The sequence below is a fragment of the Phreatobacter sp. genome (genome assembly GCF_027532945.1).
Lineage (GTDB): Bacteria > Pseudomonadota > Alphaproteobacteria > Rhizobiales > Phreatobacteraceae > Phreatobacter.
In genome coordinates, this window is sequence record NZ_JAPZTZ010000017.1 from 123,797 (window position 1) to 136,418 (window position 12,622).

Here is a 12,622-nt window from a genome sequence, read left to right on the forward strand (position 1 = left end):
GGTCCCCGCCCGCGTCACCCCCCGCCCCCGATCGCCATGGAAACGCTGTCCCTCCTCGGCAATGGCCTCGCCATCGCCGTCCAGCCGATGAACCTCCTCTTCGCACTCGTCGGCGTCATCCTCGGCACGGCCGTCGGTGTGCTGCCGGGCATCGGTCCGGCCATGACGGTAGCGCTGCTGCTGCCCATCACCTTCAAGATGGACCCGGCGGGATCCCTCATCATGTTCGCCGGCATCTACTATGGCGGCATGTATGGCGGCTCGACCACGTCGATCCTGCTCAACACGCCGGGTGAGAGCTCCTCCATCGTGACGGCGCTGGAGGGCAACCGCATGGCGCGGGCGGGACGCGGCGGCGCGGCGCTCGCCACCGCCGCCATCGGCTCCTTCGTCGCCGGCACGATCGCCACCGCGCTCCTCACCATCTTCGCGCCGTTCCTCGCCGAGGTCGCCATCGCCTTCGGGCCCGAGGACTATTTCGCGCTGATGCTGGTGGCCTTCATCACGGTCTCGGCGACCTTCGGTTCGTCGCGGCTGCGCGGTCTCACCTCACTCGCCATCGGCCTGACCCTCGGCCTTGTCGGTATAGACAAGCTCACCGGTCAGGCGCGGCTCTCCTTCGGCGTGCCGGACCTGCTCGACGGGCTTGAGGTGACGACGGTGGCGGTCGCCATGTTCGCGGTTGGCGAGGCCATGGCGGTGGCGTCGCAGAAGGGCGGGGCGGATGATGGCAAGGTCGAGCCGATCCGCGGCTCGCTGTGGATGACCAAGGAGGACTGGAAGCGGTCCTGGCTGCCCTGGCTGCGTGGCACGGCCTTCGGTTTCCCCATCGGTGCGCTGCCGGCCGGCGGGGCGGAGGTTCCGACCTTCCTCTCATACGCCACCGAGAAGCGGCTCTCGAAACATCCGGAGGAGTTCGGTCACGGCGCCATCGAGGGTGTTGCCGGGCCCGAAGCGGCCAACAACGCCTCGGCCGCCGGCACGCTGGTGCCGCTGCTCACCCTCGGCATCCCCACCTCCGCCACGGCAGCGATCATGCTGGCGGGCTTCCAGCAGTACAACCTCCAGCCGGGCCCGCTGCTCTTCGTCACCTCGGCGGACGTCGTCTGGGGCCTCATCGCCTCGCTGTTCATCGCCAACACGATGCTAATCGTGCTCAACCTGCCGCTGGTCGGCCTTTGGGTGCGGCTACTGTCAATTCCCCGCCCCTGGCTCTATGGCGGCATCCTGGTCTTCGCGACGGTGGGCGTGCTGGCGGCCAAGGGCTCGCTCGTCGAACTGACTCTGGTGCTGGTGCTCGGGCTGCTCGCCTTCGCCATGCGCCGCTTCGACTATCCGATCGCGCCGGTGGTGGTCGGCATGATCCTCGGCCCCATGGCGGAGACGCAGCTGAGGCGCGCCCTGCAGATCAGCAACGGCGACGCGACCGTGCTCCTGACCAGCCCCATCTCGGCGACACTGCTGGTCGTCGCGGTGGTAGCGCTGTTCGGGCCGCTGCTCTGGGCGCGGCTCGGCTGGCGGATGAAGTCCGACGAGGACTGACATCCCCGGGAACGACGATTGGCCTTCACAAACGAAAACGCCGGGCACAAGCCCGGCGTTTTGCATTCACGAGGGGAAGGCGTCAGAGGCGGATGCCGCGCTTGGCGAATTCCTCGCGGAAGCGGGCGACGAGATCGCGCGTGACGATCTGGCTCCACTGCTGGGTGCGCCCGAAGGTCTCTTCCATGATGGTCGGGATGGTGCGGACCAGCTTCTGGCCATCGGCCGACTGGTAGAAGGCCTGGATGCGGCGCAGCTCTTCGACGGTGAAGCGCTGTGCATAGGCCACTGCGATGCCCTGGATGAGCTCGTTCACGCGCGGCTGGAACTCGGTCTTCAGCATGTCGCCGACCTCGTTGAACTGGCGGCCGAGATCCGGGTTGGTCGGCAGGAAGAGCGACTTGGCCTGCTCGACGAAAGCCGGAATGACGTTCTCGAAGGAGGCCGAGGCGCCGGAGAGCTCGACGACCTGGCGGGCGATGGCGACATGCTCGGCCGAGGGCTGGGGTGCGGTAGGGGCGGCGGGAGCGGCCGGCTGCGCCTGGGCCTGCGTGGCCGGGGGCCGCGGGCTCTGCGCGGTCGCAGCGGTCGCGGCGACTAGGGCGCTGGCCGTGACGGCTGCGGCGAACATACGGGCGAACATCGGGATCACTCCTCGGGAAGTCTCGGGCCGCGGCGTGCCGAAGCGGCTCTCGTGTCAGACACGTCCTACGACCTCTGCGCCTCCAGGGGAAGCGATGATCGCGCAGGACGCAAGACCAATGAACAGGCCGTGCTCGACCACGCCGGGCACGGAATGAAGGCGGGCACCGAGCTGGACCGGATCGGGAATCCGGATGCAGGCCGCATCGAGGATCATGTGACCGCCGTCCGTGACGAAAACATGGCCACCGGCCTTGCGGCGCAGGGTCAGCGGCGCGGGACAGACGTAGGCCTCCAGCACCCTGGCGATGGCGCGCTCGGTGGCGCCGAGGCCAAAGGCGTTGACCTCGATGGGAAGCGGGAAACGGCCGAGAGCCTCGACGCGCTTGGAGGCGTCGGCGATGACGATCATGCGGCCGGAGGCGGCGGCGACGATCTTTTCGCGCAGCAGGGCGCCGCCGCCGCCCTTGATGAGGTTCAGCGCCGGGTCGATCTCGTCGGCGCCGTCGATGGTGATGTCGAGTTCGGGCGTCTCGTCGAGGGTGGTCAGCGGCACGCCGAGCCGCTCGGCCTGGGCGCGGGTCACCTCAGAGGTCGGGACGCCGACGACCCTGAGGCCGGCCGCCACGCGCTCGGCGAGCAGATCGACGAAATGCTTGGCGGTGGAGCCGGTGCCAAGGCCGAGGCGCATGCCGTCCTCGACGAAGGTCAGGGCCTTGGCGGCGGCGTCGCGCTTGAGGGCTTCGGGATCGGTCATCGCTGTCTCGGCCGTCGGGTGTCGGCGCGGGATAGCGCGGGACGGGGTCAGAAGTCCACCACGTCCAGCTTCGGCATGGCGGTGGGGTTCATCACCGCCATGTCGGGCCGCGGCAGCGGCTCGCCGGTGTCGCGGAAGCGGTTGACGATCGGATAGCGCCGGTCGCGGCCGAAATTGCGGGCGGTGACCTTCACGCCGGGGGCGGCCTGGCGGCGCTTGTATTCGGCGATGTTCAGGAGCCGCTCGACCTTTTTGACCGTCTCGGCCTCGTAGCCCTCGGCGACAATGGAGGCGACCGGCGCCTCCCTTTCCACCAGGCGCTCCAGAATGGCGTCGAGGATGTCGTAGGGCGGCAGCGAGTCCTGATCTTTCTGGTTCTCGCGTAGCTCCGCCGTCGGTGGCTTGGTGATGATGTTGACGGGGATGACCTCGCCGTCCGGCCCGAGGGCGCCGGCCGGCTTCCAGCGGTTGCGCAGGGCCGAGAGGCGGAAGACCTCGCTCTTGTAGAGGTCCTTCACCGGATTGTAGCCGCCGTTCATGTCGCCATAGATCGTGGCGTAGCCGACCGACATCTCGCTCTTGTTGCCGGTGGTCACCACCATGGCGCCGAACTTGTTGGAGATGGACATGAGGATCGTGCCGCGGGCGCGGCTCTGCAGATTCTCCTCGGTGATGTCACGGTTGGTGCCCTTGAAGAGCGGCGCCAGCGTCGCCTCGAGGCCCTCCACGGCGGCGGCGATCGGCACGACGTCGTAGCGTACGCCGAGCGCCCGGGCGCATTCGAAGGCGTCTTTGAGCGAATCCTCCGACGTGAAGCGATAGGGCAGCATCACGCAATGGACCCGCTCCGGGCCGAGGGCGTCGACCGCCATGGCGGCGCAGATGGCGGAATCGATGCCGCCGGACAGGCCGAGGACCACGCCGGGGAAGCGGTTCTTTTCGACATAGTCGCGCAGGCCGAGGACACAGGCGGCGTAGTTCGCCTCGTCGCCGGTCTCGTGGGCATGGACGGGCCCCGAGAAGCGCCAGGCGCCATCGACGCGCTTCGCCTCCACGATGGCGATGGTCTCGGCGAAGGCGGGAAGCTGCATGGCCAGCGAGCGGTCGGCATTCACCGCCAGCGAGGCGCCGTCGAAGACCAACTCGTCCTGCCCGCCCACCTGGTTGACGTAGAGCAGCGGCAGGTCGCTCTCGCCGATCCGGGCGACGATGGTGCTCATCCGCTCGTCATAGACGCTCTCGCGGTAGGGCGAGCCGTTGGGAACGATAAGCATCTCGGCCCCGGTCTCGGAGAGGGTCTCGACCACCTCCTCGCCCCAGATGTCCTCGCAGATCGGCACGCCGATGCGCACGCCGCGGACATTGACCGGGCCGGGCAGCGGGCCGGGCGCAAAGACGCGCTTCTCGTCGAAGACCGAATAGTTCGGCAGGTCGACCTTGAAGCGCACCGCCTGGATCATGCCGGCATCGGCGACGACCACGGCGTTATAGACGCGGCCGTCCTCCGCCCAGGGCGTGGTGACGAGCAGGGCGGGGCCGCCATCTGCCGTCTCGCGCGCCAGCGTCTCGGTGGCCGCGCGGCAGGCGGCCTGGAAGGCCGGTTTCAGCACCAGGTCCTCCGGCGGGTAACCGGAGATGAAGAGCTCGGAGAAGACCACGAGGTCGGCGCCCGCTGCCGCCGCATCGGCCCGTGCGGCGCGTGCCTTGGCGAGGTTGCCGGCGACATCGCCCATGACGGGATTGAGCTGGGCGACGGCGATGCGGAGCGAGGACGGCGTCTGGGTCATGGGTGAGATGTAACGCGCGGGCCTGCGGTTCTCAATGTGTCGAGGGACGGGGCGGCCCGCGGCCGACGCGCATCCCGCCGGAGGCCAAGGCGGCGCCAATCCTCAACAAAAGGTAAAAATCCAAACAGAAACAGATGCTTGAATGATGTTGCACTTAACCCGGCAGTAACCTTGATGATTCATGAATGGTCGCGAGGGAGAGCGACCCGTGCGGGGTCGCGGCTCGCGAGGAGGCCGGAATGGCGGCGCGTTCGATGATCACGATGGGCAAGGCCGCAGGGGCGGCGGTGCTCGCAGGGCTGGTGGCCCTGGCTCACCCGGCCGCGGCGGCCGACATGTCGCTGCGCGGTTCGCTGCCGGCCTATGAGGACACCGGACCAAACTGGTCCGGCATCTATGGCGGTGTCCACGGTGGCATCGGCAGCATGACGGCCGACACGCAAGCGATGGCCCAGCGTGAGGCGAGGCGGCTGCTCAACGGCCTTGTCTATCTCAACCCGCCATCGGGCACCCCGGCACCCGATTTCATCAATGTCGACCCGGTCCGGGCCTCGCCGGTGATGTTCGGCATCTTCGTCGGCTACCAGCAGCAGTACGAGGATGCGGTGATCGGCTTCGAGGTCGATTACAACCGCGTCGCCAGCGGCGGCGGCGGGAGCCGGACCTGGACCCAGCCCTTCAGCGTGCTCTACGCCCAGACCGGCTTTACCGACGCCTTCTCGCAGAGCACGACGGTGCGAGCCTCCATCACCGACTATGTGACGGCGCGCCTGCGCGGCGGCTGGGCCTATGGCCGGGTCATGCCCTATATCACCGGCGGTCTTGCGCTGGTGCGCGGCAATTCCTCGGTCAGCTACCGCGCCGGCATCTCGCGCATCGACACCGACTCCTCGGACAGCGTCGACTGGACCGCCGCCTACAGCGACATCGTCAACTCGACGAGGAGCGCCAACGGCACGATCGGCTTCGGCTATGTCATGGGCACCGGCGTCGAGGCGCTGCTGACCAACAACATCTTTGCCCGTGCCGAGTATCAGTTCCTGCGCGTGCCCTCGATGGGCGGCGTGCCGGTGACGCTGCACACGATCCGCGCCGGCGTCGGCATCAAATACTGATCGGCCGATCCCCGACATCAAAAGGCCCGTTCCGGATGCCGGAGCGGGCCTTTGTCTTTCTGTCGCCTTGGGGCGGAGGTCACTCCGCCGCTTCGCGCACCGCTGGGCTGCGGGTGAGGCGCTGGCGCTTCAGCATCTCGGCCACCTTGAACGACACTTCCAGCGCCTGCTCGGCGTTGAGCCGCGGGTCGCAATGGGTGTGGTAGCGGTCCGACAGGTCGAGGTCGGTGATTGCCGCGCGACCGCCCGTGCATTCCGTGACGTTCTTGCCGGTCATCTCGAGATGGATGCCGCCGGCATAGGTACCCTCGGCCGCATGGATGGCGAAGAAGCGCTCGATTTCGCCCATGACGAGGTCGAAGGGGCGCGTCTTGTAGCCATTCGCGGCCTTGATCGTGTTGCCATGCATCGGATCGCAGGACCACACGACCGTCCGGCCTTCCTTCTCCACGGCGCGGATCAGGGCGGGCAGGTGCTTCTCCACCTTGTCGGCGCCGAAGCGGCAGATCAGCGTGATGCGGCCGGCCTTGTCCTCGGGGTTGAGGACGTCGAGCAGGCGGATCAGGCCGTCGGCATCGAGGCTCGGACCGCACTTGAAGGCGATCGGGTTCTTGATGCCGCGGAAATACTCGACATGGGCATGGTCGACCTGGCGGGTGCGGTCGCCGATCCACAGCATGTGGCCAGAGGTGGCGTACCAGTCGCCGGAGGTGGAATCGACGCGGGTCAGCGCCTCTTCGTAGCCCAGCAGCAGCGCCTCATGGCTCGTATAGAGCTCGGTGGTGCGCATCTCCGGATGAGCCTCGGGGTCGATGCCGCAGGCGCGCATGAAATCCAGCGCCTCCTCGATCCGCTCGGCGAGGTGCCGATAGCGGTCGTTGGCCGGCGTGTCCTTCACGAAGCCGAGCATCCACTTCATGGCGTTGTCGAGATTGGCGTAGCCGCCATAGGCGAAGGCGCGCAGCAGGTTCAGCGTCGCCGCCGACTGGCGGTAGGCCATGGCCTGGCGGGTCGGATCCGGCTCGCGCGACTCCGGCGTGAAAGCGATGTCGTTGATGATGTCGCCGCGATAGGAGGGCAACGTCACGCCGTCGATCGTCTCGGTGTCGGCCGAGCGCGGCTTGGCGAACTGGCCGGCAACGCGGCCGACCTTCACCACCGGCATGCCGCCGGCATAGGTCAGCACCACGGCCATCTGCAGGAAGGCGCGGAAGAAATCGCGGATGTTGTCGGCGCCGTGCTCGGCGAAGCTCTCGGCGCAGTCACCGCCCTGCAGCAGGAAGGCCTCGCCTCTTGCGACTTTCGCGAGGGACTTCTTCAGGTTGCGCGCCTCGCCCGCAAAAACCAGCGGCGGAAAGCCCGAAAGGCGCTTCTCGACGTCCTGAAGCGCCGTCTGGTCCTTATAGACCGGCACCTGCAGGATCGGCTTCGACCGCCAGCTCGACGGGCTCCAACGCTCGCCCATGACACGTTCCTCTCGCCTGGTCTCGCGACGGGTTCGCTCCCGCGCGAAAAAGTGATCCCTGCGCCTCGGGTCTTTGGACCACGCGGGCAGGGGACGAGCCTTATACACCAGGATGGGGGCGTGAGCGAGCGGTCCGAAGGGCGGTGCTGCGTCCGGCCTCGCCGGAGGCCCCGCGCGACGGGATCGCGCGTTGCCTTGGTGCCCTTGCTCCTGTACCCCCGATCCGGCCGTGACACAAAGGTTCGCCATGACCCGCACCGTCCGTAACCTCCTCCTCTCCGCTGTCGCGGCCTCGGTTCTCGCGATGGCGCAGCCGCTCGCGGCGCAGGCGCCGCACGCCATCGAGGTCACGGTCGACGAGGCCGCCTGCACCGCCGCGCCGACCCCGGCCTGCACCGCCGAACTGGCGCTCAAGGCCGCCGCCGAGGAGCCGGAGGGCTGGGCCGCCACAGCCGCCTTCGAGGCGTTCCTGCAATCCGATCCCGACCTTGGCGCGCGTGAACGCTGGATGGCGCGCTACGAGGCCTGGGCGAAGATCGCGACCGTCGATGGCATCAAGGAGCGCATCGTGCCGGTGCGGGCCGAGCACCTGGCGCGCAAGGGCGATTTCGCCGCCGCCTATCGCGAGCTCGGCCTCGACCAGCCGCAGCCGGCGCCGCTGTCGGAGCCCTCCGTGCTGATCCTCGACGAGGCGCGCTCGGGCCGCGTCGCCGACGCGCTCGGTCGGGTTGATCGCCTGGTGGAGAGCGACAGCCGCGACGAGATCAAGCTCGAGCTTCTCGAGATCGCCATCGCCCGCGCGCCTGCCGAGGCGGATGCCGTGGCGAACCAGATCAAGGACCGCTTCACCCGCCGCATGGCGCAGGCGCTGCAGGCCGGTGCCCGCGGCGACATGGTGATCGCCCGCTCCATCGACGAATGGGCGCGCGGGGCGCGCGCGAACCAGACCGCTCCGTTCGACGATGCCGAGACTGCGCGTCGCGACAGCTGGGACATGGTGCTTCGGGGGGCCGTCGCGGCGAACAATCTCGAGGGCTTCCGCAAGGCGCTGGCGGCCCGGCCGCCCTTCAACACCTCGGCGGATGCCGAGTCGGGGAGCCGCATCCTGCGCGTCCTCATGCGCGAGGGGCGCGCCGAGTGGATCCGTGCCTTCGGGCCGGCCCTGCGCCTGCCGCCGGAGGACGCGGTCTCGGTCGACGAGGACATCGGCGGGATGCGGAACTTGCCCGTGGCGAGCCTCGTGGCCGTCGCCGAGGCGGCGGAGGCGACCGGCCGGTCGCGCGGCGCCGTGATCGATACGGCCGTGGAGATGCTCATTGGCCGCGGTGCCGTGGCGGAGGCGCGCGACCTCTTCGTGCGTCTCGGGCGGGTCGACGAGCTCAACCGCGTGACCTTCGACCAGGAGCGGGTCGGCGTGGTCTTCGAGACGCTGTGGCGCGCCGTCGTCGGCCGTGGCCCGAAGGAGGCCGTGGACGCCGTTGCGGCCCGCATCACCTCCGAGGGCGCGAAGGCCTATATCGCGCGAGTCGACGGGCTTGCCACCCGAATGAGGGCGATCGCGGCAGGCACCAAGGGTGAGGAACCGGCCGACGACGAATGGGCGATCATGCTCGACATCGCCATCGCCTCGGGCGATCCGCTGCTGATGACAAAGATTGCCGCTTCGATGAAGGATGCCGGCCTGCGCTCGACGGCCTTTGTCCAGGTGACGAAGAACCTGTGGGAGCGCGCCGCCCGCTGAGCGCGGGCCGCTTCCTCAGCCCTGCAGCTTCGCCCACATCTCGCGGTCGCGGACATCGGTCCAGATGACCGGCCAATCGATGCCGCTCGCCTCGTCAAAGGCGCGCGAGACGTTGAAGGGCAGGCAGTGCTCGTAGATGGCGAAGGAGCCGAATTTCGGGTCCATGGCGACACGGCAGGCGTCGAAGGCCTGCTTCAGTGTCAGACCTTTCCCGACGCTCTCCGCCACCGATCCGTAGAGCGTGTCGAGGAAGTCGCGGGTGAGGCGGATGCCGTCCGCCACCATGTCGGGGGAGGTGAGCGCCGCGCCGCGACCGGGCACCACGGCCTTGGGCGCCAGCGCCTCGATCGCGGCGAGGGTCTTCGGCCAGTCCCTGAAATGGGCGTCGCCGCAATAGCAGGCGGAGTGATACTCGACGAGGTCACCGGTGAAGGCGACCCCGGAATCCGGGACCCAGGCCACGGTATCGCCGGCCGTGTGGCCGCGACCGAGATGCATGAGCTTCACCTCGCGGCGACCGAGCCAGACGGTCATCTCCGTACCGAAGGTGACATGCGGCCAGGTGAGGCCGGGCGGGATCGATTCCGCGCCCGGGAAGAGGCGGGGAAAACGGCCGATCTCGCTCGCCTTGTCCTGTTCGCCGCGCTCGACGATCAGGCCGCGCGTCGCGTCCGAGGCGATGATCGTGGCGCCCTCATAGGCCGAGGCACCGAGCACGCGCACTGCATGATAATGCGAGAGCAGGACGTAGCGGATCGGCTTGTCGGTCACCTGGCGCACGCGCGCGATGACGTCGGCGGCCATGGCGGGCGTCGCCTGGGCGTCGATGACCATGCAGCCATCGTCACCGACGATGATGCCGGAATTGGGGTCGCCCTCGGCGGTGTAGGCGTAAAGCCCTTCGCCCAGGCGGTCGAAGGAGACGGTCTTCGGCCCCAGATCGGCGGTGGACGCAAAGGCCCGGGTCGGTTCGGTCATCTGTGCTCGTCCTCGAACCCGTTCAGGCGTGGTGCTTGCGCACGATCTGGTCGATGGCGCCGAAGATCGAATGGCCGCGCTCGTCCTTGACCTCCAGGCGCACCGCATCGCCGAAGCGCATGAACGGGGTGCGCGGCGCACCGGCGCGGATCGTCTCCACCGTCCGCATCTCGGCGATGCAGACATAGCCGAGCCCGCCCTCGGCAATGGGCCGGCCGGGGCCACCGTCGGGGTCGCGGTTCGACACGGTCCCCGAGCCGATGATGGTGCCGGCGGAGAGCGCCCGGGTCTTGGCCGCGTGGGCGATCAGCGTGCCGAAGTCGAAGGTCATGTCGATGCCTGCCTCCGGTCGGCCGAAGGGCTCACCGTTGAGATAGGCGAGAAGCGGCAGGTGCAGCTTGCCGCCGCGCCAGGCATCGCCGAGCTCGTCCGGCGTCACCGCCACCGGCGAGAAGGCGGTGGAGGGTTTCGACTGGAAGAAGCCGAAGCTCTTGGCGAGCTCGGGCGCGATGAGGTTCCGCAGGCTCACATCGTTGACGATCATGACGAGGCGGATGTGGTCAAGGGCGGCGACCGGATCGACGCCCATCGGCACGTCGTCGGTAACCACCGCCACCTCGCCCTCGAAGTCGATGCCGTGCGCCTCGTCGGGGAGCATGATCGGGTCGCGCGGCGGGATGAACGTGTCGGAGCCGCCCTGGTACATCAGCGGATCGGTCCAGAAAGAGGCGGGCATCTCGGCGCCGCGCGCCTGCCGGACGAGGGCGACGTGATTCACATAGGCCGAGCCATCGGCCCACTGGTAGGCGCGGGGGAGGGGACTGGCGCAGTCGTGCTCGTGGAAACGGAAGGACGGGACGGAGCCGTTTTCGAGCTGCTCGGCGAGGTCGCCGAGGCGCGGCGCGACGTGGGACCATTGGTCCAGCGCACCTTGCAGCGTCGACACGACCGGAAAGGCATCGGTCGCCCGGGTCAGATCCCGCGACACGATGACCAGCCGGCCGTCGCGGCCGTGCTTGAGAGAGGCGAGCTTCATGGCGTTATTCTTCCCCACAGCGCATGCGGAGCCGGTCTGTCGCGGCCCCTGTCGCCATCAAAGCCTGTCCGCGCGCCCTTGACCAGAGCCGCAGCGGTAAGCTCCACCTCAGCGAGTTGTATTATCCTTGTCGCGTTGCACAACGGATTGCGCAGCGATACGGTGCCGATTGGGCCGATACCGATTCCCCCATGACGACCTCGATTTCCATTGACGCTATTCCATCGACCGCCCCATTGAACGGTCGTGATACGGACGCATCCTCGATGTCTGACACGAAGCTCGAACTAGACGGGTTCCTGCCCTACCGGTTGAACCTGCTCGCCAATGTGGTGAGCCAGGGGCTGTCGACCATCTATGCCGAGCGCTACGGCTTCGGCATCCCGGAATGGCGCATCATTGCGACGCTGGGCCAGTTCGAGACCATGACCGCCAAGCAGATCGGTGCCCACAGCCATATGCACAAGACCAAGGTCTCGCGCGCGGTGGGCAGCCTGTTGCAGCGCCGGCTCATCCAGCGGCGCATCAACCGCCAGGACCTGCGCGAGGCCTTCCTGTCGCTGACCCGCGAGGGCCGGATCATCTATGACGATCTCGTGCCGGTGGCGCAGCGCTTCGCGGCGGAACTCAGCGCCGGCTTCACGCCGCAGGAGCAGGCCCAGCTCGATGCGCTGCTGCGACGACTCACCGAGAGCAGCCATCGTCTCCTGGCCGCGTCGCCCCAGGCCGTGGCCGAAGAGGTCGGTGACTGACCACGCCACGCTCCTAGAGGCCTGCCGCGAACCGCGCCACAATGGCGTTGAAGGCGTCCGGCTGTTCGAGATGCGGGGCATGGCCGGCATCGGGCATGGTGACGGCGTGCCCGTGTGGCGCCGTCGCCGCGATCCAGGTGGCGACGCCGCTGCGATAGAGGCGGCTGCGTCCACCGGCGATGGCGAGGACGGGCACCGGGAGCCGTGCCACCGTCGCCCGATGGTCCGCCTCGACGAGCGAGCGCCAATAGCCGGCCATGAGCGCGGGATCGCGGGCGGCAATGCGTGTCGTCGCATCGGCAACCAGCCCGTCATCCTCCTCGCCGCCCTCCGCGAACATGGAGCGGGCGATGCGCCCGGCGTAATCCGCCCAGTGGCGATGCATGCGGTCGGCGGCGGCGTGGGTCGCGTCGAAATCCTGGCCGCCGGCGAGGCCATGGCGCCAATGGGCGTCGTTGGCGATCCTGGGTGACATGTCGACGATGACGAGGCCGGCGAGGGCGGGACTGGGCCCGCGGGCGAGGAGTTCGAGGGCGAGCATCGCCCCCATCGACCAGCCGACCAGCACCGCACCGTCCAGGCGCTCGGCGGCGAGCATGTTGCGGAGATCGTCGGCCAGCGCCGCCATCGTCGTGGCTCCGCCGATGGCTGCCCGCTCGCCGTGGCCGGGCAGGTCGGGCGCGAGAAGGCGATAGCCCTGCTCTGCCAGCGGCGCTTGTCGCGTGAAGAAGCTGCGGTCCACGGCCCAACCGTGCAGCAGGACGAGCGTCCGGCCGGTGCCGATGTCGGTGAGCGCCGGGGCCATGG

General features: G+C 68.6%; 11 protein-coding genes. 4 read left to right on the top strand and 7 right to left on the bottom strand.

Annotation, left to right across the window (positions count from 1 at the left end; all coding sequences use genetic code 11):
* Positions 1–36: 36 nt before the first annotated feature.
* On the top strand, positions 37–1,542 hold the full coding sequence (locus tag O9344_RS13745; protein ID WP_298478201.1) for a tripartite tricarboxylate transporter permease: 1,506 nt from the start codon (positions 37–39) through the stop codon (positions 1,540–1,542).
* An 82-nt stretch (positions 1,543–1,624) separates the two neighbouring features.
* Here O9344_RS13745 and O9344_RS13750 read toward each other — a convergent pair whose 3' ends face one another.
* The 3 genes from O9344_RS13750 to O9344_RS13760 are packed head-to-tail and all read right to left on the bottom strand — an operon-like array spanning position 1,625 to position 4,728.
* Positions 1,625–2,185, bottom strand: a complete 561-nt coding sequence (locus tag O9344_RS13750; RefSeq protein WP_298478205.1) for a DUF2059 domain-containing protein — start codon at positions 2,183–2,185, stop codon at positions 1,625–1,627.
* Between the two features lie 54 nt (positions 2,186–2,239).
* Positions 2,240–2,941, bottom strand: coding sequence for a ribose-5-phosphate isomerase RpiA (gene rpiA / locus O9344_RS13755; RefSeq protein ID WP_298478208.1), 702 nt, complete (start codon positions 2,939–2,941; stop codon positions 2,240–2,242).
* A 47-nt stretch (positions 2,942–2,988) separates the two neighbouring features.
* On the bottom strand, positions 2,989–4,728 hold the full coding sequence (locus O9344_RS13760) for an NAD+ synthase (protein ID WP_298478211.1): 1,740 nt from the start codon (positions 4,726–4,728) through the stop codon (positions 2,989–2,991).
* A gap of 239 nt (positions 4,729–4,967) precedes the next feature.
* Here O9344_RS13760 and O9344_RS13765 point away from each other — a divergent pair, with 239 nt between their 5' ends.
* Positions 4,968–5,843 carry a hypothetical protein gene (locus O9344_RS13765; RefSeq protein ID WP_298478213.1) on the top strand — a complete coding sequence of 292 codons (876 nt, stop codon included), beginning with the start codon at positions 4,968–4,970 and terminating at the stop codon, positions 5,841–5,843.
* Between the two features lie 79 nt (positions 5,844–5,922).
* Here O9344_RS13765 and O9344_RS13770 read toward each other — a convergent pair whose 3' ends face one another.
* On the bottom strand, positions 5,923–7,308 hold the full coding sequence (locus O9344_RS13770; protein ID WP_298478215.1) for a class II 3-deoxy-7-phosphoheptulonate synthase: 1,386 nt from the start codon (positions 7,306–7,308) through the stop codon (positions 5,923–5,925).
* Positions 7,309–7,555: 247 nt separating this feature from the next.
* Here O9344_RS13770 and O9344_RS13775 point away from each other — a divergent pair, with 247 nt between their 5' ends.
* The gene (locus tag O9344_RS13775) at positions 7,556–9,049 is read left to right on the top strand and encodes a hypothetical protein (protein ID WP_298478218.1); all 1,494 of its coding nucleotides are present in this window, start codon (positions 7,556–7,558) and stop codon (positions 9,047–9,049) included.
* 15 nt (positions 9,050–9,064) lie between these two features.
* Here the strand turns inward: O9344_RS13775 and O9344_RS13780 are convergent, their stop codons facing one another.
* Positions 9,065–10,027, bottom strand: coding sequence for an MBL fold metallo-hydrolase (locus tag O9344_RS13780; RefSeq protein ID WP_298478221.1), 963 nt, complete (start codon positions 10,025–10,027; stop codon positions 9,065–9,067).
* 22 nt (positions 10,028–10,049) lie between these two features.
* Positions 10,050–11,063, bottom strand: a complete 1,014-nt coding sequence (locus O9344_RS13785) for a fumarylacetoacetate hydrolase family protein (protein ID WP_298478224.1) — start codon at positions 11,061–11,063, stop codon at positions 10,050–10,052.
* A gap of 266 nt (positions 11,064–11,329) precedes the next feature.
* Between O9344_RS13785 and O9344_RS13790 the strand changes: the two genes are divergently transcribed.
* Positions 11,330–11,815: a MarR family transcriptional regulator gene (locus tag O9344_RS13790; RefSeq protein ID WP_298478227.1), complete on the top strand. Its 486-nt coding sequence runs from the start codon at positions 11,330–11,332 to the stop codon at positions 11,813–11,815.
* 13 nt (positions 11,816–11,828) lie between these two features.
* On the opposite strand, the gene O9344_RS13795 is transcribed toward O9344_RS13790, so the two are convergent.
* Positions 11,829–12,620 carry an alpha/beta fold hydrolase gene (locus O9344_RS13795; protein ID WP_298478230.1) on the bottom strand — a complete coding sequence of 264 codons (792 nt, stop codon included), beginning with the start codon at positions 12,618–12,620 and terminating at the stop codon, positions 11,829–11,831.
* Positions 12,621–12,622 lie beyond the last annotated feature (2 nt).